At 60.5% G+C, this 24233-nt stretch carries 27 protein-coding genes; 26 read left to right on the top strand and 1 reads right to left on the bottom strand.

Annotated elements, in window-relative coordinates; genetic code table 11:
* Window positions 1-2 precede the first annotated feature (2 nt).
* The 18 genes from rpmF to OC605_RS02735 all read left to right on the top strand — a co-directional run bounded on the left by rpmF (window position 3) and on the right by OC605_RS02735 (window position 14920).
* The gene (rpmF, locus tag OC605_RS02820; RefSeq protein WP_003179396.1) at window positions 3-185 is read left to right on the top strand and encodes a 50S ribosomal protein L32; all 183 of its coding nucleotides are present in this window, start codon (window positions 3-5) and stop codon (window positions 183-185) included.
* 4 nt (window positions 186-189) lie between these two features.
* Window positions 190-1200 (top strand): phosphate acyltransferase PlsX, encoded by a 1011-nt coding sequence (gene plsX / locus OC605_RS02815; protein WP_083387041.1) that lies wholly within the window; start codon window positions 190-192, stop codon window positions 1198-1200.
* A 123-nt stretch (window positions 1201-1323) separates the two neighbouring features.
* Entirely contained in the window at window positions 1324-2262 is a 939-nt protein-coding gene (gene fabD, locus OC605_RS02810) for an ACP S-malonyltransferase (protein WP_024013921.1), read from the top strand.
* Window positions 2263-2278: 16 nt separating this feature from the next.
* Window positions 2279-3022 (top strand): 3-oxoacyl-ACP reductase FabG, encoded by a 744-nt coding sequence (fabG, locus tag OC605_RS02805; RefSeq protein ID WP_016770989.1) that lies wholly within the window; start codon window positions 2279-2281, stop codon window positions 3020-3022.
* Between the two features lie 196 nt (window positions 3023-3218).
* Window positions 3219-3455 carry an acyl carrier protein gene (gene acpP, locus OC605_RS02800; protein ID WP_003175607.1) on the top strand — a complete coding sequence of 79 codons (237 nt, stop codon included), beginning with the start codon at window positions 3219-3221 and terminating at the stop codon, window positions 3453-3455.
* Window positions 3456-3563: 108 nt separating this feature from the next.
* Window positions 3564-4808 (top strand): beta-ketoacyl-ACP synthase II, encoded by a 1245-nt coding sequence (fabF, locus tag OC605_RS02795; protein ID WP_038860467.1) that lies wholly within the window; start codon window positions 3564-3566, stop codon window positions 4806-4808.
* A complete protein-coding gene (gene pabC, locus OC605_RS02790) occupies window positions 4808-5623 on the top strand; it encodes an aminodeoxychorismate lyase (RefSeq protein WP_136492930.1) in 816 nt (271 codons plus the stop codon). The genes fabF and pabC overlap by 1 nt, the downstream gene beginning before the upstream one ends.
* 3 nt (window positions 5624-5626) lie before the next feature.
* Window positions 5627-6796, top strand: a complete 1170-nt coding sequence (mltG, locus tag OC605_RS02785; RefSeq protein ID WP_262136247.1) for an endolytic transglycosylase MltG — start codon at window positions 5627-5629, stop codon at window positions 6794-6796.
* 19 nt (window positions 6797-6815) lie between these two features.
* The gene (gene tmk, locus OC605_RS02780; RefSeq protein WP_016770985.1) at window positions 6816-7448 is read left to right on the top strand and encodes a dTMP kinase; all 633 of its coding nucleotides are present in this window, start codon (window positions 6816-6818) and stop codon (window positions 7446-7448) included.
* Window positions 7441-8424: a DNA polymerase III subunit delta' gene (locus OC605_RS02775; RefSeq protein ID WP_262136246.1), complete on the top strand. Its 984-nt coding sequence runs from the start codon at window positions 7441-7443 to the stop codon at window positions 8422-8424. The genes tmk and OC605_RS02775 overlap by 8 nt, the downstream gene beginning before the upstream one ends.
* A 42-nt stretch (window positions 8425-8466) precedes the next feature.
* Window positions 8467-8823 carry a PilZ domain-containing protein gene (locus OC605_RS02770; protein WP_016770983.1) on the top strand — a complete coding sequence of 119 codons (357 nt, stop codon included), beginning with the start codon at window positions 8467-8469 and terminating at the stop codon, window positions 8821-8823.
* 15 nt (window positions 8824-8838) lie between these two features.
* Complete coding sequence (locus tag OC605_RS02765; protein WP_110645998.1) at window positions 8839-9630, top strand: TatD family hydrolase; 792 nt, start codon at window positions 8839-8841, stop codon at window positions 9628-9630.
* Between the two features lie 351 nt (window positions 9631-9981).
* Entirely contained in the window at window positions 9982-10620 is a 639-nt protein-coding gene (locus tag OC605_RS02760; protein ID WP_016770981.1) for a TetR/AcrR family transcriptional regulator, read from the top strand.
* 138 nt (window positions 10621-10758) lie between these two features.
* Complete coding sequence (locus OC605_RS02755; RefSeq protein WP_076563802.1) at window positions 10759-11727, top strand: GTP 3',8-cyclase MoaA; 969 nt, start codon at window positions 10759-10761, stop codon at window positions 11725-11727.
* Between the two features lie 180 nt (window positions 11728-11907).
* Window positions 11908-12513 carry a DUF4823 domain-containing protein gene (locus OC605_RS02750; protein ID WP_016770979.1) on the top strand — a complete coding sequence of 202 codons (606 nt, stop codon included), beginning with the start codon at window positions 11908-11910 and terminating at the stop codon, window positions 12511-12513.
* Window positions 12514-12527: 14 nt separating this feature from the next.
* Window positions 12528-13088: a DUF1285 domain-containing protein gene (locus OC605_RS02745; protein WP_186567757.1), complete on the top strand. Its 561-nt coding sequence runs from the start codon at window positions 12528-12530 to the stop codon at window positions 13086-13088.
* 193 nt (window positions 13089-13281) lie between these two features.
* Window positions 13282-13998 carry a FadR/GntR family transcriptional regulator gene (locus OC605_RS02740; RefSeq protein ID WP_039760144.1) on the top strand — a complete coding sequence of 239 codons (717 nt, stop codon included), beginning with the start codon at window positions 13282-13284 and terminating at the stop codon, window positions 13996-13998.
* Window positions 13999-14044: 46 nt separating this feature from the next.
* Window positions 14045-14920, top strand: coding sequence for an SMP-30/gluconolactonase/LRE family protein (locus OC605_RS02735; RefSeq protein ID WP_262136245.1), 876 nt, complete (start codon window positions 14045-14047; stop codon window positions 14918-14920).
* Window positions 14921-14956: 36 nt separating this feature from the next.
* Here the strand turns inward: OC605_RS02735 and OC605_RS02730 are convergent, their stop codons facing one another.
* Entirely contained in the window at window positions 14957-15193 is a 237-nt protein-coding gene (locus OC605_RS02730) for a hypothetical protein (protein WP_262136244.1), read from the bottom strand.
* Here OC605_RS02730 and OC605_RS02725 point away from each other — a divergent pair.
* The 8 genes from OC605_RS02725 (at window position 15192) to OC605_RS02690 (ending at window position 24219) form a co-directional block, all read left to right on the top strand.
* Entirely contained in the window at window positions 15192-16010 is an 819-nt protein-coding gene (locus tag OC605_RS02725) for an SDR family oxidoreductase (RefSeq protein ID WP_186567759.1), read from the top strand. The genes OC605_RS02730 and OC605_RS02725 overlap by 2 nt on opposite strands.
* A 137-nt stretch (window positions 16011-16147) precedes the next feature.
* Window positions 16148-17152 (top strand): substrate-binding domain-containing protein, encoded by a 1005-nt coding sequence (locus tag OC605_RS02720; protein WP_016770973.1) that lies wholly within the window; start codon window positions 16148-16150, stop codon window positions 17150-17152.
* 53 nt (window positions 17153-17205) lie between these two features.
* On the top strand, window positions 17206-18753 hold the full coding sequence (araG, locus tag OC605_RS02715) for an L-arabinose ABC transporter ATP-binding protein AraG (protein WP_262136243.1): 1548 nt from the start codon (window positions 17206-17208) through the stop codon (window positions 18751-18753).
* Between the two features lie 12 nt (window positions 18754-18765).
* The gene (araH, locus tag OC605_RS02710; RefSeq protein ID WP_038861078.1) at window positions 18766-19734 is read left to right on the top strand and encodes an L-arabinose ABC transporter permease AraH; all 969 of its coding nucleotides are present in this window, start codon (window positions 18766-18768) and stop codon (window positions 19732-19734) included.
* 186 nt (window positions 19735-19920) lie between these two features.
* On the top strand, window positions 19921-20634 hold the full coding sequence (locus OC605_RS02705) for a GntR family transcriptional regulator (RefSeq protein WP_016770970.1): 714 nt from the start codon (window positions 19921-19923) through the stop codon (window positions 20632-20634).
* A complete protein-coding gene (locus tag OC605_RS02700; RefSeq protein WP_262136242.1) occupies window positions 20631-21629 on the top strand; it encodes an ADP-ribosylglycohydrolase family protein in 999 nt (332 codons plus the stop codon). Before OC605_RS02705 ends, OC605_RS02700 begins: the two co-directional genes overlap by 4 nt.
* Before the next feature lie 201 nt (window positions 21630-21830).
* On the top strand, window positions 21831-23297 hold the full coding sequence (locus OC605_RS02695; protein WP_024013910.1) for a purine-cytosine permease family protein: 1467 nt from the start codon (window positions 21831-21833) through the stop codon (window positions 23295-23297).
* Window positions 23290-24219 (top strand): PfkB family carbohydrate kinase, encoded by a 930-nt coding sequence (locus tag OC605_RS02690; RefSeq protein WP_262136241.1) that lies wholly within the window; start codon window positions 23290-23292, stop codon window positions 24217-24219. Before OC605_RS02695 ends, OC605_RS02690 begins: the two co-directional genes overlap by 8 nt.
* Window positions 24220-24233 lie beyond the last annotated feature (14 nt).

Genomic DNA, 24233 nt, shown 5'->3' with positions numbered 1-24233 from the left:
TTATGGCTGTTCAGCAGAACAAAAAATCCCGCTCTGCCCGTGACATGCGCCGTTCGCACGACGCTCTCGAGGCTAGCACCCTGTCTGTAGAAAAAACCACTGGTGAAGTTCACCTGCGTCACCACGTATCGCCAGAAGGCGTATACCGTGGCCGTAAAGTGATCGACAAGGGCGCTGACGAGTAATCACTTGTCTGCTCAAGTCATCGCGATTGACGCAATGGGCGGGGACTTCGGTCCCCGCAGCATTGTTCAGGCCAGTCTCGCTTGCCTGTCTGCTACACCCTCGCTGCACCTGACCCTCGTCGGTCAACCCTCCCTTCTTGAAGAACTGATCCACGGCCAGTCGGCTGCCGATCGCGCGCGCCTGACGATTGTTGCGGCGAGCGAAGTCATCACCATGGATGAAAAACCCGCTCAGGCCCTGCGTGGCAAGCCGGATTCGTCGATGCGTGTGGCCCTCGAACTGCTGCGCGATGGCAAGGTGCAGGCCTGTGTCAGTGCCGGCAATACCGGTGCGTTGATGGCCTTGTCGCGTTTCGTGTTGAAGACATTGCCCGGCATTGATCGGCCGGCCATGGTCGCGGCGATTCCGACGCAGACCGGTTATTGCCAGCTGCTCGATCTGGGCGCCAACGTCGATTGCAGTGCCGAGCACCTGTTGCAGTTCGCGGTGATGGGTTCGGTGGCCGCGCAGACCTTGGGTATCGCCCGTCCGCGTGTGGCACTGCTGAACATCGGCACTGAAGACATCAAGGGTAATCAGCAGGTCAAACTGGCCGCCACGCTGTTGCAGGCGGCGCGCGGGATCAACTACATCGGCTTTATCGAAGGCGACGGCTTGTACCGCGGTGAGGCCGACGTGGTGGTGTGTGACGGCTTCGTCGGCAACATCCTGCTCAAGTCCAGCGAAGGTCTGGCGACGATGATTGCCGCGCGCATCGAGGCCCTGTTCAAGAAAAACCTGGCGTCTCGCGCAGTGGGTGCCTTGGCACTGCCGTTGATGAAACGTCTGCAGGCTGATCTGGCCCCGGCGCGACATAATGGCGCAAGCTTTCTCGGCTTGCAGGGCATCGTTGTGAAAAGTCACGGATCGGCCGGGGTGCAGGGCTTTCAGAGTGCCATTCAACGGGCGCTGATCGAGATTCAGGAGAACCTGCCCGAGCGTCTCCACGGTCGTCTGGAGGAACTGTTGTCTTAGGCGTTTTCGTCGGACAATGCTTAAATGTGACCGCCCGGTTCAAAGGGCCATCCAAACTGTCAGTTTCTGGCGTCCCCAACGGGGCGTTATTTTCCGACGACAAGATCATTAGGGGCTTGTTACATGTCTGCTTCCCTCGCATTCGTCTTTCCAGGACAGGGTTCGCAGTCCCTCGGCATGCTGGCCGAGCTGGGCGCGCAACATCCGCTGATCCTCGAAACCTTTCAAGAAGCCTCTGCTGCGCTGGGCTACGACCTGTGGGCACTGACCCAGCAGGGCCCGGAAGAGCTGCTCAATCAAACCGACAAAACCCAACCGGCCATTCTGACCGCTTCGATCGCCCTGTGGCGTCTGTGGCTGGCCGAAGGCGGCGCGCGCCCGGCATTCGTCGCCGGCCATAGCCTGGGTGAATACAGCGCGCTGGTCGCTGCCGGCAGCCTGAGCCTGGCTGACGCGGTCAAGCTCGTCGAGCGCCGTGGTCAGTTGATGCAGGAAGCGGTGCCGGCCGGGCAGGGCGGCATGGCCGCGATCCTCGGCCTGGAAGATGCCGACGTGCTGGCTGCCTGCGCCGAAGCGGCGCAAGGCGAAGTCGTCAGCGCGGTGAACTTCAACTCGCCGGGCCAAGTGGTGATCGCCGGTGCCAAGGCGGCCGTCGAGCGCGCCATCGAGGGTTGCAAGGCCCGTGGTGCCAAGCGCGCCATGCCGTTGCCAGTGAGCGTGCCGTCGCACTGCGAGCTGATGCGTCCGGCTGCCGAGCGCTTCGCCGAATCCATCGCCGCCATCGACTGGCAGGCGCCGCAGATCCCCGTGGTGCAGAACGTCAGCGCACAAGTGCCGGCCGATCTGGAAACCCTCAAGCGCGACCTGCTCGAACAGCTCTACAAGCCAGTGCGCTGGGTTGAATCGGTACAGACTTTGGCCGCCAAGGGCGCGACCAATCTGGTCGAGTGCGGCCCGGGCAAAGTCCTCGCTGGCCTGAACAAACGTTGCGCCGAAGGCGTTTCGACTTCCAATCTCAATACCCCAGACGCCTTCGCTGCCGCTCGCGCAGCGCAGGCCTGAATCAGGAGAAACTTGCATGAGTCTGCAAGGTAAAGTTGCACTGGTTACCGGTGCAAGCCGCGGTATCGGCCAGGCCATCGCGCTGGAACTGGGTCGTCAGGGCGCCATCGTTGTCGGCACCGCGACCTCCGCGTCGGGCGCCGAGCGCATTGCCGCGACCCTGAAGGAAAACGGTATCCAGGGCGCCGGTTTCGAACTCAATGTCACCAGCGACGAATCGGTCAGCGCCGTGCTGGCAGGCATTCAGGAGCAGTTCGGTGCGCCGGTGGCGATTCTGGTCAATAATGCCGGCATCACCCGCGATAACCTGATGATGCGCATGAAAGACGACGAGTGGTACGACGTGATCGATACCAACCTGAACAGTCTGTATCGCCTGTCCAAGGGCGTTTTGCGTGGCATGACCAAGGCGCGCTGGGGTCGAATTATCAGTATTGGCTCGGTGGTGGGTGCCATGGGCAACGCCGGCCAAGTAAACTATGCAGCCGCCAAGGCCGGTCTGGAAGGTTTCAGCCGGGCGATGGCGCGTGAAGTCGGTTCGCGTTCGATTACGGTCAACTCGGTAACCCCAGGGTTCATCGACACCGATATGACCCGCGAGCTGCCTGAAGCACAGCGTGAAGCCTTGCAGACGCAGATTCCGCTGGGTCGTCTGGGGCAAGCTCAAGAGATCGCGTCCGTGGTCGCTTTTCTTGCATCCGACGGTGCGGCATACGTTACCGGGGCTACAATCCCGGTGAACGGTGGGATGTACATGTAAGTAAAATGTGACGGATTGCTTCAAAAAAATGTCATACGAGCTGTCTAAAATCCGTTATAAAGCTGCAATCTATTTATAGGCAGAGGGCCGCAGGGTTTGAGGAGTGAAGCTTTCAGTTGAAAAACTGAAAAGGCTTTCTATACACTTACCCACTGGCCAGCTGCCTGAATTTGTCCATTAGGAGTGAAAACAAGGTATGAGCACCATCGAAGAGCGCGTCAAGAAAATCGTTGCCGAGCAACTGGGTGTTAAAGAAGAAGAAGTGGTCAACACCGCTTCCTTCGTAGAAGACCTGGGTGCCGACTCCCTTGACACCGTTGAGCTGGTGATGGCTCTGGAAGAGGAATTCGAGACCGAAATCCCTGACGAAGAAGCTGAAAAGATCACTACTGTACAAGCTGCAATCGACTACGTTACCAGCCACCAGGCGTAACAGTTTGTAATCGTTGCTTGCTGTCATGGAAAAACCGCACTGCCATCATGGCGTGCGGTTTTTTCTTTAGGCCTGATGCAAAGTCGTCATTTGAAAAAGGAGAGTGCTGTGTCGCGTAGACGCGTCGTAGTCACCGGTATGGGTATGTTGTCGCCACTGGGCACGGATGTGCCGAGCAGTTGGCAGGGCATTCTGGCTGGCCGCAGTGGCATTGGTCTGATCGAACACACCGACCTTTCTGCCTATTCGACCCGCTTCGGCGGTTCGGTCAAAGGCTTCAATGTCGAGGAATACCTGTCGGTCAAGGAAGCGCGCAAGCTCGACCTGTTCATTCAGTACGGCCTCGCCGCAGGCTTTCAAGCCGTGCGCAACGCCGGTCTGGAAGTCACCGATGCCAACCGTGAACGCATTGGCGTGGCCATGGGTTCGGGGATTGGCGGTCTGACCAACATCGAAGAGACCAGCCGCACCCTGCACGAGACCGGTCCACGACGGATCTCGCCGTTCTTTGTGCCTGGCTCGATCATCAATATGATTTCCGGTTTCCTGTCGATCCATCTGGGCGCACAGGGACCCAACTACGCCATCGCCACCGCGTGCACCACCGGTACGCACTGCATCGGCATGGCCGCGCGCAACATCATGTACGACGAAGCCGACGTGATGATTGCCGGCGGTGCGGAAATGGCCGCCTGCGGTCTGGGCATGGGCGGCTTCGGCGCGTCCCGTGCGCTGTCGACCCGCAACGACGAGCCGACTCGTGCCAGTCGTCCATGGGACAAGGGTCGTGACGGCTTCGTCCTGTCCGACGGTGCCGGCGCTCTGGTTCTTGAAGAACTGGAACACGCAAAGGCTCGTGGCGCGACGATCTACGCCGAGTTGATCGGTTTCGGCACCAGTGGCGATGCGTTCCACATGACCTCGCCACCCGCCGATGGCGCCGGTGCCGCGCGCTGCATCACCAATGCCCTGCGCGACGCGAAGATCAATGTCGATCAAGTGCAGTACATCAACGCCCACGGCACCTCGACCCCAGCCGGCGACCTTGCCGAAGCCAACGCGATCAAGTCGGTGTTCGGCGATCACGCCTACAAACTGGCTGTCAGCTCGACCAAGTCGATGACTGGCCACCTGTTGGGTGCGGCGGGCGCGGTCGAAGCGATCTTCAGCGTGCTGGCAATCAACAGCCAGGTGGCACCGCCGACCATCAACCTTGATGAACCGGACGAAGGCTGCGATCTCGATTTCGTCGCGCACACCGCGCGTAACATGGACATCGATGTCGTGCTGTCCAACTCCTTCGGTTTTGGCGGCACCAACGGCACGCTGGCGTTCCGTCGGTTCGCCGGCTGATGGACAGCTGGGTCGACGGTCAACCGGCTGACGCGCTGTCGCTGAAAGATCGCGGCCTGGCTTACGGCGATGGTCTGTTCGAGACCATTGCCGTGCGCAGTGGACAGCCGGTCCTGCTGGATCGACACCTGACGCGCCTGGCCGATGGCTGCGCGCGTCTGGCCATTGCGACCGACCTCGAGCTGGTTCGCCATGAGCTGCTCAGCTATGCCGCTGCGATGGGCGAGGGCGTGCTCAAGCTCATCCTCACGCGTGGCGACGGCTTGCGCGGTTATGCGCCCGATCCTGCGGCGCAGGGCCGACGCATTCTGCAAGGCAATCCGCCGGCGGCTTATCCTGCTGCCCATGCCGAGCACGGCATCCGCCTGTTTCCCTGCAACACGCGTTTATCTACGCAGCCGTTGTTGGCCGGGCTCAAACATCTGAATCGACTGGAACAGGTGCTCGCCCGCGCCGAATGGCAGGACAGCGAGCATGCCGAAGGCTTGATGCTTGATCAGGCCGGGCGCGTCGTTGAGGGCGTGTTCAGCAATATTTTCCTGGTGCGCGACGGTGGCTTGATCACGCCCGACTTGAAGCGCTGCGGCGTCGCTGGGGTGATGCGCGCGGAAATTTTGTTTCAGGCCGAGTCGCTGGCCATCCCCACGCAAATCGCCGATATCCGCCTCGAACAGCTGCAATGGGCTGATGAAGTGTTTGTCTGCAACAGCGTTTATGGCGTCTGGCCGGTACGCGCCTGTGCTGCACTGAGCTGGCCGGTTGGCCCGCTCACCCGTAAACTGCAAACCATTGCCCGCGCGCTACTGGATGCTTGATTCGTGAGACGTAAACTTTTGCTGCTGCTGGAAACCGGACTGGTTCTGGCAGGGCTGCTGTTGGGCGCCAGCGCCTGGAAAATTCATTCGGCGCTGGAACAGCCCCTGAACATCCCGCAGGAACAACTGCTGGATGTGCCGAAAGGCTCTACACCGACCCGTACCTTCCTTGAACTCGAAACCGATGGCGTCATCAAGGACGCGTTCTGGCTGCGCGTCTACTGGCGCTTCAATCTTGCCGGCACGCCGATTCACAGCGGCGAATACCGCATGCAGCCGGGCATGACCGTCAACGGTCTGATCGAATCGTGGAAGCGCGGCGACGTGGTTCAGTACAGCCTGACCCTGGTCGAAGGCTGGACTTTCCATCAGGTGCGCGCCGCCCTGGCCAAGGACGACAAGCTCGAGCAGACCCTCAATGGTCTGAGCGACAGCGACGTCATGGCGAAGATTGGCCACAAGGGCTTGTTCCCCGAAGGCCGGTTTTTCCCGGACACCTACCGCTTCGTACGTGGCATGTCCGATGCCGAGCTGTTGAAGAAAGCCTTTGACCGTCTCGACGAAGTGCTCGCCAAAGAGTGGGCGCAACGTTCTGCCGATGTGCCTTACAGCGAACCTTATCAAGCGCTGATCATGGCCTCGCTGGTCGAGAAAGAGACCGGCGTTCCGCAGGAGCGCGGGCAGATTGCCGGCGTCTTTGTACGGCGCATGGCGCTGGGCATGCAGTTGCAGACCGATCCGACGGTGATTTATGGCCTCGGTGATCGCTACACCGGCAAACTGACCCGCGCGCATCTGAAAGAACCGACGCCCTATAACACTTACGTGATTCCCGGTTTGCCACCGACGCCGATTGCGATGGTCGGGCGCGAAGCGATTCATGCTGCGCTCAACCCGGTGGAAGGCAGCAGCCTGTATTTCGTCGCCCGTGGCGATGGCAGCCATGTGTTCTCCGATGATCTGGATGCGCACAACAACGCGGTGCGCGAATACCAGCTCAAGCGCCGTGCCGATTACCGTTCCAGCCCGGCACCAGTAACCGCGCCCGCCACCGATGAGGCTATCCCGGCGGCCTCGCCGAATACCGCGCCCGAGGCGCTGCCGCAAGTGCCGCCGCAAGAACCTGCGCCAGCCCCGGAACCGGACGCCGCTGTACCGCAGAACGCGCAATGACTTTGATAAAGGACTGCCTGTGACTGGCTTGTTTATTACCCTGGAAGGCCCGGAAGGCGCGGGCAAGAGCACCAATCGCGAATACCTCGCCGAGCGCCTGCGCGCCGCCGGTATCGAAGTGCTGCTCACCCGTGAGCCCGGCGGTACACCGCTGGCCGAACGGATTCGTGATGTCCTGCTGACCCCGGCCGACGAAGTGATGCATCCGGACGCCGAGCTGTTGCTGGTGTTCGCCGCGCGCGCCCAGCATCTGGCCGAGGTGATTCGCCCGGCGCTGGCCCGTGGCGCTGTGGTGCTGTGTGATCGCTTCACCGACTCGACATACGCCTATCAGGGCGGCGGTCGTGGTTTGTCGCTGGAACGCATCGCCACCCTGGAAACTTTCGTGCAGGGTGACTTGCGGCCCGATCTGACACTTATTTTCGATCTGCCCGTAGAGATCGGTCTGGCCCGCGCCAGTGCCCGTGGCCGACTGGATCGTTTCGAACTCGAAGGCCGGGCGTTTTTCGAAAACGTGCGCAATGCGTTCCTGAAGCGCGCCGAAGCCGACCCGTCGCGTTACGTGCGCATCGATGCCGGTCAGCCATTGGCCAAGGTCCAGCAATCGCTGGACACCTTGTTGCCGAATCTGCTGGAGCTGGCCCGTGGCTGAGGCCTATCCATGGCAGGACAGCCTCTGGCAGCAACTGGCCGGACGCAGTCAGCATGCCCACGCGTATCTGCTGCACGGTCCCGCCGGTATCGGCAAACGTGCTCTGGCCGAACGCTTGATGGCCAGCCTGCTGTGTCAGCGTCCTACGCCTGAGGCGTGCGGCGAGTGCAAATCCTGCTTGCTGCTCAGGGCCGGCAGTCATCCGGACAATTACATCCTGGAGCCGGAAGAGGCGGACAAGGCGATCAAGGTCGATCAGGTTCGTGATCTGGTCAGTTTCGTTGTGCAGACCGCGCAGCTCGGCGGGCGCAAGGTGGTGTTGATCGAGCCGGTCGAGTCGATGAATATCAACGCTGCCAACGCCTTGCTCAAAAGCCTTGAAGAACCGTCCGGCGATACGGTGCTGCTGTTGGTCAGTCACCAGCCGAGCCGTTTGTTGCCAACCATCAAGAGCCGTTGCGTGCAGCAGGCCTGCCCGCTGCCGGGCGAGGCGATGAGCCTGCAATGGCTGGCCCAGGCGCTGCCGGATTGCGCGGAAGAAGAACGCGTCGAACTGCTGACGCTGGCCGCAGGTTCGCCGCTGATGGCGGTCAGCCTGCAATCGCAAGGTGTGCGTGAACAACGTGCACAAGTGGTCGAAGGCGTGAAGAAATTGCTCAAGGGCCAGCAATCGCCGACGCAACTGGCGGAAGAGTGGAAAAGCATTCCTATGCTGCGCCTGTTCGATTGGTTCTGCGACTGGTCGAGCCTGATCCTGCGCTATCAACTGACTCAGGACGAAACCGGCCTCGGCCTGGCCGACATGCGCAAGGTCGTGCAGTACCTGGCGCAGAAAAGCGCGCAGGGCAAAGTGCTGGATATTCAGGACTGGATTCTCGCCCAAAGGCAGAAAGTGTTGAGCAAGGCCAACCTCAATCCGGCGCTTTTGCTGGAAGCATTGTTGGTGCAATGGGTGGGATTGCCTGGTCAAAGATAAGAATGTGTACCTAGACTCTGAAGATCAGCAGTGGAGGTGAACATGATTGAACCTGTCAGCCCGGGGCCGCGTAACGGCATCTTGTCCCTGACCATCAAGGACAAGTCGGTGCTCTACGCCGCCTACATGCCGTTCATCAAGAATGGCGGACTGTTCATTCCGACCAACAAAAGCTACCGGTTGGGCGACGAGGTGTTCATGCTGTTGCACCTGATGGATGAAGCGGAAAAAATTCCCGTCGCCGGCAAAGTCGCCTGGATCACCCCCAAAGGCGCACAAGGCAATCGCGCCGCCGGTGTCGGCGTGCAGTTCAACGATGGCGACGATACCGCGCGCAGTCGCATCGAAACTCATCTGGCCGGAGCGCTGAAATCCGACCGTCCCACTCATACGATGTAAGTTGCAGTCCTTTTTATGCTCGTAGATTCCCATTGTCACCTTGATCGTCTCGACCTCGCCGCCCATGACGGCTCGCTGGATGCCGCTCTCGCTGCGGCCCGCGAGCGTGGGGTCGGACATTTTCTGTGCATCGGCGTCAGTGCCGACAACGCCGCCGACGTCAAAGCTCTCGCCGAGCGGTATGCCGATGTTGATTGTTCGGTCGGCGTGCATCCGCTGGATGTTCAGCCGGGCGCGGCACCGGCGCTGGATTGGCTTCTGCACGAACTTGATCACCCGAAAGTGGTGGCGATCGGCGAAACCGGTCTCGACTATCACTACGAGCCGGAAGCTGCCGAGTTGCAGCAGGAGTCGTTTCGCCTGCACCTGCAAGCGGCGCAGCAGACCGGCAAACCGGTGATCATCCACACCCGTGGCGCCCGTGCCGACACCCTGGAACTGCTGCGCGAAGCGGCGTTGCCTCAGGCCGGTGTGTTGCATTGCTTCACCGAAGACTGGGACATGGCCAAAGCGGCACTGGACATGGGCTACTACATTTCCCTGTCGGGCATCGTCACGTTCCGCAATGCCGACGCCTTGCGTGATGTGGCGAGCAAAGTGCCGGCCGATCGCCTGCTGGTGGAAACCGACTCGCCGTACCTGGCGCCGATCCCGTATCGCGGCAAGCCGAACCTGCCGCAGTACGTGCGCGAAGTGGCGGAGTTTCTGGCGATGCTGCGTGGTGAGAACTACGAGCGCTTTGCCGAGCAGACCACAGAGAACTTCAAGCGTCTGTTCCCGCTGGCGAGTGTTAAATCTGCCGTATGACGGCTGGCCAAATCGCAGGCAAAAAAAACCCGGGTTCTGGGGGGTGAATCCGGGTTAAGACCATTAGGAGTAAAACAAAGGCACGCGGTCCGTTGGTACCTTTACCGGCGCGACACTTGGGGGAGATGTCGCCCGACAGTTCAAGTATTGATCAGTCTGGCGTGCAGTCCAGTGAGCCGGTCGGGATTTTTAAACAAATTTGGAATACGTTTGCTTCAGTTGAGTTCTCATTGCACCCGAATCGTTCTCGAAATGAACAAGAAACACAGATTTGGTCGATGAACCGTGCTTTTTTGCGCAAGTTAGGCATAATACGCGGCTTCGAATTTTGACCCTTCAGACCTTTTTCTTATGCATAAAGAACCTCGTAAGGTCCGTGAATTTCGTCGCCGCGAGCAGGAAATTCTCGATACCGCGCTCAAGCTGTTCCTCGACCAGGGTGAAGACAGTGTCACCGTCGAGATGATTGCTGATGCCGTGGGTATCGGCAAAGGCACGATTTACAAGCACTTCAAATCCAAGGCGGAGATCTACTTGCGCCTGATGCTCGACTACGAGCGCGATCTGAACGAGCTGCTGCATTCGGCGGATGTCGACAAGGACAAGGAAGCGCTGTCGCGCGCCTACTTCGAATTCCGCATGCGCGACCCGCAGCGCTATCGCCTGTTCGACCGTCTCGAAGAGAAAGTGGTCAAGGGTAATCAGGTGCCGGAGATGGTCGAGGAGCTGCACAAGATCCGTGCCTCGAACTTCGAACGCCTGACCCTGCTCATCAAGGGCCGTATCAGCGAAGGCAAGCTCGAAGACGTGCCGCCGTACTTCCACTACTGCGCATCCTGGGCGCTGGTGCACGGCGCGGTGGCGCTGTATCACTCGCCGTTCTGGAGCAATGTGCTGGAAGATCAGGAAGGCTTCTTCCAGTTCCTGATGGACATCGGTGTGCGCATGGGCAACAAGCGCAAGCGCGACCCGGAAACGCCGAGCACATAAGTCATTCAGCGGGCTGATTGCGCCGTGTTTTCGCAACATGGCGCAATAGCACAGGAATATACTCAGGCATAGGGCTTGCTAAAACCTGATTTCTCAGTCAAGTTTTACTCGCTCGATTTTCTTTCGCCGGAGTGTTTCATGATCGTTGACCGTCAAGGCAGGCGTTTTCGCAATCTGCGCATCAGCCTGACCTCTGCCTGCAATTACGCCTGTACCTACTGCGTGCCCAACGGCAAGCGGTTGGTCGCTGCGCAGGATGAACTGTCGGCCGAAGCCATGGCGCGCGGCGTCGAATACCTGATCGAAGCGGCCGGCATCGAGCGCCTGCGCATCACTGGCGGCGAGCCACTGGTCAGCCCCAAACTCGAATCGTTCATGACTGCCGTCGGCCAGATGGGCCTCGACGACATCAGCCTGACCACCAACGGTCAACTCCTCGCGAAAAAACTGCCGCTGCTGGTCGATGCCGGTCTGCGTCGAATCAACGTTTCCCTCGATACTCTCGATGCCGCGGCTTTTCGCAGCATCGCCCGTGGCGGCGATCTGGCCAGCGTGCTCGATGGCATGGATCAGGCTGCCGCCGCCGGGATGAAGATCAAGGTCAACATGGTGCCGTTGCGCGGGCAAAACCTCGATCAGGTCATGCCGCTGCTTGATTACTGTCTGGAGCGCGGCTTCGAACTGCGCTTCATCGAGCTGATGCGCATGGGCCACCTGGCCAAGGATTCCAATGCCTTCCTGCAGCAGTTCGTCAGCCTTGAGCAGTTGCTCGGCCTGATTGGCGAGCGCTATGAATACGCCCAGACCGACGCACCGGTGGACGCCACGGCTGTGCGCTATGCGATTCCCGGTCGCGGCAATTTCGGGGTGATCGCCAACGAAAGCGTGCCGTTCTGCCGCACCTGTTCGCGCTTGCGCCTGTCATCGACCGGTTGGCTGCATGGCTGCCTGTCGTCGAGCAACCGCCACTATGTCGGCGATCTGCTCGACAAGCCGCGCCACCAGGCTTTGCCGGCGCTGCAACGTTTGCTGGTCAAGGCGTTGGGTGACAAGCAGGAGGTGGCGTTCTCCGGTGGTGCGACCGTCATGAAGATCATTGGCGGTTGAAGAACCGCTTTCGCGAGCAGGTCGAATCGTCGCACCGTCGCTCCCACATTTGGAATGCATTTCAATTGTGGGAGCGAGCCTGCTCCGAATGCCTCTATCACTGAATTTGCCGAGCTGGCGCAAAAGCTGCATCCAACGGCCATTCGCCGGTTTTCCGACACCGGCTTCTGGAGGAATAGGATGCGTAGCCTGGTTTTGCTGCTGGCCGTTTTGGCGCTTGGCGGCTGCATGAATGTCAGCGATATGGCCGAAGGCACTCGTTATCACATGAGCGATGCGGGGCTTTTGGACCATAGCGACAGCCGCCGGGTGAACAATCTCCGCATTCAGCCGGACTCGTTCATCTTCATCGCCCAGGGCGCGTTCGCGCCACCGGGTGGTTCCTATCCACGGCCGAATGTGGTCGCCGAAGAAGCCTTCAAGGGCTTTGTCGAATACTTCCCGATGGTCCGCCGCGCCCGTGCGCCGGAAGGCCTCGATCAAGCCATGGGCGAAGCCCGTGATGCCGGCGCGCATTACCTGCTCTACACACGTTTCGCCAAGGCTGACGACCGCATCGGCAACTCCGACGAGTGGCTGGATCAGGAAGCCGTGGATCGCCTCGGTATCGACGGCGGCGTGATTCAGATCATGTTGATCGAGACCAGCACCCAGTATTTGATTGATACTGCACGGATCAAGAGTCGTGGCGGTTTACTGACGTTCCATGACTCCAAACCCGAAGACCTCATCGGTCCGCCACTGGCGCAATACGCACGCAGCCTGCTGGGGATCGGCGACCAGTAATCAAGGAGTACGCCATGAGTGACCCGCAAACAGCCAATGACCTGCTGGGGCAGATCCCCAAGACCAAAGGCCTGCCACCGGTGCATTTGTGGAACCCGGATTTCTGCGGTGACATCGACATGCGCATTGCCCGCGACGGCACCTGGTACTACCTGGGTACGCCGATCGGGCGCAAGCCGATGGTCAAACTGTTCTCCACCATCATCCGCCGCGACGGCGATGATTACTTCCTCATCACCCCGGTCGAGAAGGTCGGGATCAAGGTCGATGATGCGCCGTTCGTAGCGGTTGCCGTGGAAGTGCAAGGCGAGGGCGAGGCGCAGGTTTTGCGCTTTACCAGCAACGTCGAGGAAACCATCGAGGCGGGGGCAGAGCATCCGCTCCGTGTCGAGATCGATCCTCAGACCCAAGAGCCTGCGCCCTATGTGCATGTGCGCAGCAACCTTGAAGCGCTGATTCACCGCAATGTGTTTTACCAGTTGGTGGAACTGGCGGTGAGCCGCGAGATCGATGGTCAGCGCTGGTTGGGCGTGTGGAGTGGCGGCGAGTTCTTTCGCATCGGCCTGGAACCCTGACACAACATCAAAATGTGGGAGCGAGCCTGCTCGCGAATGCGCTGTATCAGTCGGTAGCAATGTTGACTGACACGACGCTTTCGCGAGCAGGCTCGCTCCCACAAAGGTTTGTGCAAGCTGAAAAAAATCCGATTGACTGTTATTCGTATGATGATTAGCGTAGGCACCCATCGCGATTCGCCTTGAGGTGTACATGTCCAGCAGCTTTCATGCGTCGACCGTTGACTGGCTGGGCAGTTGGATTGCTGCCGGTCAGGTCAAGCCGGGGCAGACCATCAAGGTCGAGGCGGATCTGGGCGAACAGCTTGGTGTCAGCCGCACGGTGATTCGCGAAGCCATCAAAACCCTCGTCGCCAAGGGCATGCTCGAAGTCGGGCCGAAAGTCGGCACGCGGGTGTTGCCGGTACGGCGCTGGAATCTGTTCGATCCGCAAGTGGTCGGTTGGCTATCGCGCAACGGCTTGCCGGAAAACTTCGTCGATGACCTGCTGGATTTGCGCCGCACCATCGAGCCGATGGCGGTGCGCTGGGCCTGTGAGCGCGCAACGCCGGAGCAGATCGAAGCGGTGCAACTGGCTTTCAATGCACTGGAGCGTGCGGTCGACAGTGGCATCGATTACAACCGTGCCGACCAGGCCTTCCACGAATGCATCCTGGCCGCCAGCCATAATCAGTTCATCGAACAAATGGTCCCGGCCCTCGGCGCGTTGCTGGCGGTGTCGTTCGAAGTCTCCGCCGCCGACCCCGATGAACTGCGCCGCACCTTGCCGATCCATAAAGACATGGCCGATGCCATCGCCGCGCGCGATTCGACCCGTGGCGTGTGGGCGTGCATGACCTTGATCGACAACGCCGACCTGGCGATAAAACGCTTTTACCCGAAAGTCATGGCGGACCGCAAAGCCAGCTGAAACCCAGCCTCCTGTATGAAAACAACAAGAACATAAAGGATTCCAGATGACCTGCACCGCCCTGACCCAACATCGCGCGCAACTCGGCGAGGGCCCGTTCTGGGATGCGCCGACCCAGGCGTTGTACTGGGTCGATATCGCTGGCAAACAAGCGTTGCGCCTGATCGGTCAGAACGTGCAGATCTGGCAGATGCCCGAGCACATCTCCGCCTTCATTCCCTGCGCCAGCGGCGATGCGCTGGTGACATTGAGCAGCGGTGTCTACCGCCTCGATCTCGATTCACCCGGCCTCGAGCCACGCTTGACGTTGTTCTGCGTTGCCGACCCGCAACCGGGCAACCGCCCCAACGAAGCCCGTTGCGATGCCTTGGGTCGGTTGTGGTTGGGCACTATGCAGAACAACATCGGCGAGCACGGCGAGGATCTGCCGCTGGTGCGCCGTTCCGGTGGCCTGTTCCGTATCGATCCTGATCAGCGCGTGACACCGCTGCTGCTCGGTCTGGGCATTCCCAATACCTTGTTGTGGAGTGAGGACGGCACCACGCTGTTGTTTGGTGAAAGCCTCGACAGCACGCTCAATCGATATTTCATCCGCACCGACGGCAGTCTCGATGCGCCGCAGGTGTTTTACTCGTCCGATCAACACGGCGGCCCCGACGGCTCGGCGATGGACGCCGAAGGCTACGTGTGGAATGCACGCTGGGACGGCAGTTGCCTGTTGCGCCTGACGCCGGACGGGCAGGTGGACCGCAAGATCGATCTGCCGGTCAGTCGCCCGACCAGTTGCGTTTTCGGTGGCGAAGACCTGAAAACCCTGTTCATCACCAGCGCGAAGAGTCCACTGAATCATCCATTGGATGGCGCGGTGCTGAGCATGCGCGTCGACGTTGCAGGAAAACTCTGTACGCGTTTTGCTGGCTAGATCCCAAAATATGGGATGCAAAATTATATATTGAGATTATTTGGCGGTCGGGTTTATAGTCGGCTCCAGCAGTAACACGCACTCACACTTAAAAAGAACAAAACAGGTGAAGTGATGCAGCGAATTCTTGTCGCCCGCGCAAGCGGGATCCGCCTTTCGTCGCGGCTTGATGCCGTCGGCGACGCTTGCCTGTTTGTTTTCCCCAGCCGTCAGAACCGGACATCGACCGATGCCCGTTTTTTTTTGCGCCTGCGTGCAGGAGGCCTGAGCCATGGCTGAAGCGCTGACATTGCCACCAGTGCCGGCGCCGCCGAAAGGCGAGCGCCTGAAAAACAAGGTCGTGCTGCTGACCGGGGCCGCTCAGGGCATCGGCGAAGCCATCGTTGCCGCGTTCGCCTCGCAGCAAGCCAGATTACTCATCAGCGATATCCAGGCCGACAAGGTCGAGCAGGTCGCCGCTCACTGGCGCGATCAGGGCCATGACGTACAGGCGCTCAAGGTCGACGTATCGAATCAGCAGGATCTGCATGCCCTGGCCCGACGCGCCGTGGAATTGCATGGCCGCATCGATGTGTTGGTCAACTGCGCCGGGGTCAATGTGTTCCGCGATCCTATGCAGATGACCGAAGAGGACTGGCGCCGCTGCTTTGCCATCGATCTGGACGGCGCCTGGTATGGTTGCAAAGCCGTGCTGCCGCAGATGATCGAGCAGGGCGTCGGCAGCATCATCAACATCGCCTCGACGCATTCCAGCCACATCATTCCCGGCTGCTTTCCGTACCCGGTAGCCAAGCACGGCTTGCTCGGCCTGACCCGTGCACTCGGCATCGAATACGCGGCCAAAGGCATTCGCGTCAACGCCATCGCGCCGGGCTACATCGAAACGCAGCTGAACGTCGATTACTGGAATGGCTTTGCCGATCCGCATGCCGAGCGTCAACGCGCCTTTGACCTGCACCCGCCCAAGCGCATCGGCCAGCCGATCGAAGTGGCAATGACCGCGGTATTTCTGGCCAGCGATGAGGCACCGTTTATCAATGCTTCGTGCATCACCATCGATGGTGGTCGCTCGGTGATGTACCACGACTGAATAAAACGGATTTCCAGCGCTGAACTACGCTTGAAATCCAATCATCATACGATATGACTATTTTCAAACAGCTTCACTGAGAACACGCTTCAACGCTTTTCAAACCTTGCTCAAAAAAAATAACAAGGAGTCATCTGATGAAACGTCGTTTCGGGATTCGTACCCTGTGCAGCACTGCCCTGGCGGTCACTGCGTTCAGCCTGAGCAGTGCGCTGCTCGCCGCCGACGCGGTGAAGATCGGTTTTCTGGTCAAGCAGGCCGAAGAACCGTGGTTCCAGACCGAATGGGCTTTTGCCGAAAAAGCCGCCAAGGACAAAGGCTTTGAACTGATCAAGATCGCCGTGCCGGATGGCGAGAAGACCCTTTCGGCGATCGACAGCCTGGCAGCCAACGGCGCCAAGGGCTTCGTGATCTGCCCGCCGGACGTGTCCCTCGGCCCGGCCATCATGGCCAAAGCCAAGATCAATGACCTGAAAGTAATTGCCGTCGACGACCGTTTTGTCGACGCCAACGGCAAATTCATGGAAGACGTGCCGTACCTGGGCATGGCCGCGTTTGAAGTCGGCCAGAAGCAGGGCGCCGCCATGGCTGCCGAAGCGAAGAAGCGTAACTGGGACTGGAAGGACACCTACGCGGTGGTCAACACCTACAACGAACTCGACACCGGCAAGAAGCGCACCGACGGTTCGGTCGATGCCCTGAAGAAGGCCGGCATGCCTGAGGACCACATCCTTTTCGCCGCGCTGAAAACCCTCGACGTACCGGGCAGCATGGACGCCACCAACTCGGCGCTGGTGAAACTGCCGAGCGCGGCGAAAAACCTGATCATCGGCGGCATGAACGACAACACCGTGCTCGGTGGCGTGCGCGCCACCGAAGCGGCCGGTTTTGCCGCGAGCAACGTGATCGGCATCGGCATCAACGGCACCGACGCCATCGGCGAATTGAAAAAGCCTAACAGCGGCTTCTTCGGTTCGATGCTGCCAAGCCCGCACATCGAAGGCTACAAGACCGCCGAGATGATGTACGAGTGGATCACCGCCGGCAAAGAGCCGCCGAAGTACACCGCCATGGATGACGTCACCCTGATCACCCGAGAAAACTTCAAGCAAGAGCTGGAAAAAATCGGCTTGTGGAACTGAGGCAGCGACGGCCCGGGCAGCCGGGCCGTTTTTCGGTGTGAAGAGGTGGCTTTATGCACGCGCAAGTACAGACACAAGAACAACACAGCGCCAGCGGCAGCCTGCGCTTCAACGGGATCGGCAAGACCTTTCCCGGCGTGAAAGCGCTCGACGGCATCAGCTTCGTCGCCCACCCCGGCCAGGTTCATGCCCTGATGGGCGAGAACGGCGCGGGCAAATCGACCCTGCTGAAGATTCTCGGTGGTGCTTACATTCCGAGCAGCGGCGAGCTGCAGATCGGCGAGCAGGCGATGGCGTTCAAGTCCACCGCCGACAGCATCGGCAGCGGCGTCGCGGTGATTCACCAGGAACTGCATCTGGTCCCGGAAATGACCGTGGCCGAGAATCTGTTTCTCGGTCATCTGCCGGCCAGTTTCGGCCTGATCAATCGCAGTGAGCTGCGCCAGAAAGCCTTGAATTGCCTGAAAGGCCTGGCCGACGAAATCGATCCGCAAACCAAGGTCGGACGCTTGTCGCTGGGCCAGCGGCAATTGGTGGAAATTGCCAAAGCGCTGTCGCGCGGCGCCCACGTTATCGCTTTCGACGAACCGACCAGCAGCCTCTCGGCACGCGAGATCGATCGCTTGATGGCGATCATCGGTCGTCTGCGCGACGAAGGCAAAGTGGTGCTCTACGTGTCCCATCGCATGGAAGAAGTCTTCCGTATCTGCGACGCCGTCACCGTGTTCAAGGACGGCCGCTACGTGCGTACCTTCGATGACATGAGCCAGTTGACCCACGATCAACTGGTGACCTGCATGGTCGGCCGCGACATTCAGGACATCTACGATTACCGCCATCGCCCGCGCGGTGCCGTGGCGCTGAAAGTCGACGGCCTGCTCGGCCCAGGCCTGCGCGAGCCGATCAGTTTCGAAGCGCACAAAGGCGAAATCCTTGGCCTGTTCGGGCTGGTCGGGGCAGGGCGCACCGAGCTGTTTCGCCTGCTCAGCGGCCTGGAGCGCAACACCGCCGGCCGTCTCGAATTGCGCGGCCATGAGCTGAAACTGCGCTCGCCCCGTGACGCGATTGCCGCCGGCATTCTGCTCTGCCCGGAAGATCGCAAGAAAGAAGGCATCATCCCCCTGGCCAGCGTCGCCGAGAACATCAATATCAGTGCCCGTGGTGCGCATTCCGGGCTCGGCTGCCTGATTCGCGGCTTGTGGGAAAAGGGCAACGCCGACAAGCAGATCAAAGCCCTGAAAGTAAAAACCCCGCACGCCGGTCAGCAGATCAAGTTCCTTTCCGGCGGCAATCAGCAGAAGGCCATTCTTGGCCGCTGGTTGTCGATGCCGATGAAAGTCCTGCTGCTCGACGAACCGACCCGTGGCATCGATATCGGCGCCAAGGCCGAGATCTACCAGATCATTCATAACCTCGCCGCCGACGGTATTTCGGTGATCGTGGTGTCCAGCGATCTGATGGAAGTGATGGGCATTTCCGACCGCATCCTGGTGCTGTGCGAAGGCGCCCTGCGCGGCGAAGTCAGCCGCGACCAGGCCAATGAATCCAACCTGCTGCAACTGGCTTTGCCACGCCACCGCGCTGACGGCGTGGCGAACTGAGAGGTAACTATGATGACTACGCAAAACGAAACCCTGCCGACCGAGCGCAAACCGCTGGACCTGCGGCGCTTCCTCGATGACTGGGTCATGCTGCTGGCGGCGATCGGCATCTTCGTCGCCTGCACACTGCTGATCGACAACTTCCTCTCGCCGCTGAACATGCGCGGTCTGGGTCTGGCGATTTCCACTACCGGTATCGCCGCGTGCACCATGCTTTATTGCCTGGCATCCGGGCACTTCGACTTGTCGGTGGGCTCAGTGATCGCCTGTGCCGGCGTGGTCGCGGCGGTGGTGATGCGTGACACCAACAGCGTGTTTCTCGGCGTCAGCGCAGCACTGGTGATGGGCCTGATCGTTGGTCTGATCAACGGCATCGTGATTGCCAAGTTGCGCGTCAATGCGTTGATCACGACGCTGGCGACCATGCAGATCGTTCGCGGTCTGGCCTATATCTTTGCCAACGGCAAAGCGGTCGGTGTTTCGCAGGAATCGTTCTTCGTCTTCGGTAACGGCCAGCTGTTCGGTGTGCCGGTGCCGATCCTGATCACCATTGTCTGCTTCCTGTTCTTCGGCTGGCTGCTGAACTACACCACCTACGGGCGCAACACCATGGCCATCGGTGGCAACCAGGAAGCGGCGTTGCTGGCGGGTGTCAACGTTGACCGGACCAAGATCATCATCTTCGCCGTGCATGGTTTGATCGGTGCGCTGGCGGGTGTGATTCTGGCCTCGCGGATGACTTCCGGGCAGCCGATGATTGGTCAGGGTTTTGAACTGACGGTGATTTCTGCCTGCGTATTGGGCGGGGTTTCGCTGAGTGGCGGCATCGGCATGATTCGTCATGTGATTGCCGGGGTGTTGATTCTGGCGATCATCGAGAATGCGATGAACCTGAAGAACATCGACACGTTTTATCAGTATGTGATTCGGGGTTCGATTCTGTTGCTGGCCGTGGTCATTGACCGCTTGAAACAGCGCTAGCACAAGCACTTCCCTGTGGGAGCGAGCCTGCTCGCGAAGGCATTGGCACATCCAGCATTGATGTGTCAGGAATCCCGCCTTCGCGAGCAGGCTCGCTCCCACAGTTGATCGCACCATTCCTGCCTTCTGTCATCTCCCATAAATAATTCTTGCTCGTCAGCGACCGTTTCGGTTATCAATTTGTACATGATTAGACAGGTACGATTCGACAAGAAACAACGGGTGGTCGACGAGCTCGTCCGACGCATCGAGAGCGGCCTCATGGAGGACGGTTTTCTGTTGCCCGGCGAACATCAGTTGGCTCAAGAATTCCAGGTCAGCCGTGGCACCTTGCGTGAGGCGCTGGCCGAACTGAAGCGGCGTAATTACATCGCCACGCAGAGCGGTGTCGGCTCCATCGTCACTTTCGACGGCGTCGCGCTCGACCAGCGTAGCGGCTGGGCACAGGCATTGGCCGACAGCGGGGCGCTGATCAATACCGAAGTGTTGCGCCTCGAAGCCGTGACTCGCCCGGATCTGCTGGTGCGTTTCGGCACCGATCAATTCATCACCCTCGACCGTCGCCGGCGCGCCACCGACGGTACGCTGGTGTCTCTCGAACGATCCTTGATGCCGGCCAACGGCGGCCTGGAAAGCCTGCCCCGCGTTGGCCTGATCGACAATTCCCTGACCATCACCCTGGCCGCCTACGGCTACATCGGCGAGCGCGGCGATCAGTGGATCGGCGCCGAGCCGCTGAATGCCGAAGACGCCGAGCTGCTCGGCCGTCCGGTCGGCACGGTGTTTCTCAAAGCCCTGCGCACCACCTACGACCGGCAGAACCGTTTCATGGAACAGGTCGAAAGCCTGCTCGACCCGGTGCACTTTCGTCTGCACCTGCAATTCGGAGAATCGAAATGACCGCGCTCAATCGTGCGCTTGGCGCTTTCTATGGTCTGGCCCTGGGTGACGCGCTGGGCATGCCGACGCAATCGCTCGATCGCGAAACGATCAAGGCGCGCTTCGGCCAGATCACTGATCTGCAAGACGCAGGTCCCTTGCAACCGATCGCCGCGAACATGCCCAAAGGCTCGATCACCGATGACACCGAGCAGGCGATTCTGGTCGGCGAGTTATTGGTCGAAGGCCACGGCCGCATCGAGCCGGCGGTTCTCGCCCGGCGCTTGATCGAGTGGGAAGCCGAGATGCAGGCCAAAGGCTCGCAGGACTTGCTCGGCCCATCGACCAAACGCGCCATTGAAATGATCCTCGCCGGGCATTCCCCGGAAGAAGCCGGGCGCTACGGCACCACCAACGGCGCAGCGATGCGCATCACCCCGGTGGGCATTGCCGCGAACGTGGCCGATCCGCAGCGCTTCATTGCGGCGGTCGTGCAGGCTTGCCAAGTGACGCATAACACCACGCTGGGAATTTCCAGTGCGGCGGCGGTGGCGGCGGTGGTCTCCGCTGGCATCAATGACGTCGATCTCGGCGAGGCGCTGAACCTCGGCCAGCAGATCGCGCAGCAAGCCGAAGCGCACGGGCATTGGATTGCTGGCGGGCGCATCGCCTCGCGCATCAGTTGGGCGCGCAGTATCAGTGTCGACAGCGACAAAGCACTGCTCGCCGATCTGCTCTACGACGTAATCGGCACATCGGTGGCGTCGCAGGAGTCGGTGGTGGTTTCATTCGCCCTGGCCCAGCAAGTGGCCATCGGCGAGATGACGGCATTCGAAGCGCTGTGTATGGCTGCCAGCCTGGGCGGCGACACGGATACCATCGCGGCGATTCTTGGCGCCATGCTCGGGGCTTGCCTGGGGCTTGAGTGCTGGCCGCAGCCGATGATCGAGACGGTGAAAGCTGTTAATCATCTCGAGCTTGAGCCATTGGTGCAGGGGCTGTTGGCCTTGCGTTGACTGGCTGGCCTCTTCGCGAGCAGGCTCGCTCCCACAATGGAATGCATTCCCTTGTGGGAGCGAGCCTGCTCGCGAAAGGGGCGGCGCATTTCTAATGAATTCACACAGCAATGGATCGCACAGACAGGCCTCGGAAGGCCGGTTGTCTTGTCGTTTTGCATCATTGCCACAACCACAAAAAAGGCAAACAGGAGCATCTTCATGAGTTCATCAACCGCCGGGCAAAGCGTCGGGCAATTGGAAACCCGGGGCATCGAGCCGGTGCCGGAAGCCGAGTGCAACGGTCATCCGCTGCAGCTGTTCTGGGTCTGGTTTGCGGCGAATATTTCCATCCTTGGCCTGCCGCTGGGCGCCACGCTGGTGGCGTTTCGCGGGCTGGCGATCTGGCAGGCGATCATCGTCGCCATCCTCGGTGCCGCCGGTTCGTTTGCCGTGGTCGGGATCATCTCGATTGCCGGGCGACGTGGCCGCGCGCCGAGTCTGACACTGTCGCGGGCGATCTTCGGCGTGCGCGGCAACATCGGCCCGACGCTGGTTTCGCTGATGTCGCGTCTGGGTTGGGAAACCGTCAACACCACCACCGCCGCGTTCGTGCTGCTGTCGCTGTGTTCGATCCTGTTCGGCTCGCCGGTCGAGGCGAAAAGTGCGCCGATACTGACGCTGATCTTTATCGCCATCTTCGTCCTGCTGACCTTGTCGGTGTCCGGCCTCGGCCACGCGACTCTGCTGGTGATCCAGAAGTGGGCGACCTATGTGTTCGGTGCGCTGAACATTCTCGTCGGTGGCTTCCTCTGCGCGACGATTGACTGGAGTGCGGTGTTCAACGCCACGCCAGCACCGCTGAGCGCAATGATCATCGGCATCGGCACCATGGCCGCCGGCACTGGCATCGGTTGGGCCAACGCTGGTGCCGACATGTCGCGCTACCAGCACCGCAGCGTCAAAGCCGTGCGGCTGGTGGCGTCGGCGGCGTTCGGCGCGGGCATTCCGCTGGTGCTGCTAATCACCCTCGGCGGCTTGTTGTCGGTGGGCAACAATGACCTGGCGTCGGCGACTGACCCGATCGTGGCGATTCGCGACATGCTGCCGACGTGGATGGCCGTGCCGTACCTGATCACCGCGTTCGGCGGTCTGCTGCTGTCGAACAACCTGTCGGTGTACTCCGCCGGCCTGACCACGCTTACCCTGGGCCTCAAGGTCAAACGGGTCTACGCGGTGGTGGTGGATATTGTCGCGATCTTCGCCGGCTCGATCTACTTCATGCTGATCGCCGACAGTTTCTACGGCCCGTTCATTACCTTCATTTCCCTGCTGGCAGTGCCGATCACTGCCTGGGTCGGGATCTTCGTGGTCGACCTGATTCACCGTCACTACTACAGCCCTAAAGACCTGCTCGACGTCAGCCCGAGCAGCGCCTATTGGTATCGCGGCGGCATCGAGTGGCGCGCGTTTGGTGCCTGGGCGATCGCTATCGTCCTCGGTTTCAGCTTTACCACCATCGGCACCACGGCGGAGAACGTCTGGTTCAAGGGCTTTTTGTCTGACTCCTGGCTGGGCCACAACGGCCTCGGCTGGATCGTGACTTTCGTCGTCGCAGGCGGCATTTACCTGGTCCTTGGTGGCGCGAAAGATCGCCGCGCCGCGCAACCCGAGAATGCTCATGCCTAAGATGTTGCACACCGGCCAGGTCATCATCGACCTGGTCATGGCCGTGGATAAACTGCCGCAGATTGGCGGCGACGTGCTGGCGCAGTCGGCGGGGTTCGAAGCTGGCGGCGGTTTCAACGTGATGGCCGCTGCGGTGCGCAACGGCCTGCCGGTGGTTTACCTCGGTCGCCATGGCACGGGGCGTTTTGGTGACTTGGCGCGCCAAGCGATGCAGGCGGAAGGTATCTGCATCGGCATCCGCGAACCGGCCGAGCGCGATACCGGTCTGTGCGTGGCGCTGACCGATGCCTCGGCTGAACGCAGTTTCATTTCCTACATCGGCGCCGAAGGCGAGGTGACCGGGGAGGATCTCAATAGTGTGGCTGCCGAGCCCGGCGATTACGTTTATCTCAGCGGTTACAGTCTGCTGCACGAGGGCAAGGCGCAGGCGTTGCTCGACTGGACGCTGGCGCTGCCGGCGGCGGTCAATGTGGTGTTTGACCCGGGGCCGTTGGTGGAGTCGCCCGATGCGCCAATGATGCAGAAGTTGCTGCCGCGCATTGATGTGTGGACGAGCAACAGTGTCGAAGCGCTGCGGTTTACCGGAGCCGATGAGATTGTTATCGCAATGGATCGCCTCGTGGAACTGCTACCGGAAAATGTGCTGATGGTGGTGCGCGATGGACCGCAGGGTTGCTGGATTCAACAGCGTGGCGAGCGTCGACAGGTGCCGGGGTTTGCTGTGAAAGCGGTGGACAGTAATGGCGCTGGTGATGCGCATGCCGGGGTGTTTGTGGCCGGATTGGCGCAGGGGCTGGAGGCACCGGAAGCGGCGCGGCGGGCCAATGCGGCGGCGGCACTGGCGGTGACGCGCTGGGGGCCGGCGACATCGCCGGGGGCGAGTGAGGTGGATGCGTTTATCCGCGAATCCTGCGGCGACTGACCCGAAGCCTTCGC

It is taken from the genome of Pseudomonas sp. Marseille-Q5117 (genome assembly GCF_946901175.1).
Taxonomy (GTDB): Bacteria; Pseudomonadota; Gammaproteobacteria; order Pseudomonadales; family Pseudomonadaceae; genus Aquipseudomonas; species Aquipseudomonas iranensis.
The sequence above is the reverse complement of the archived record's forward strand: the minus strand, read 5'-3'. Positions and strand labels throughout refer to the sequence as shown.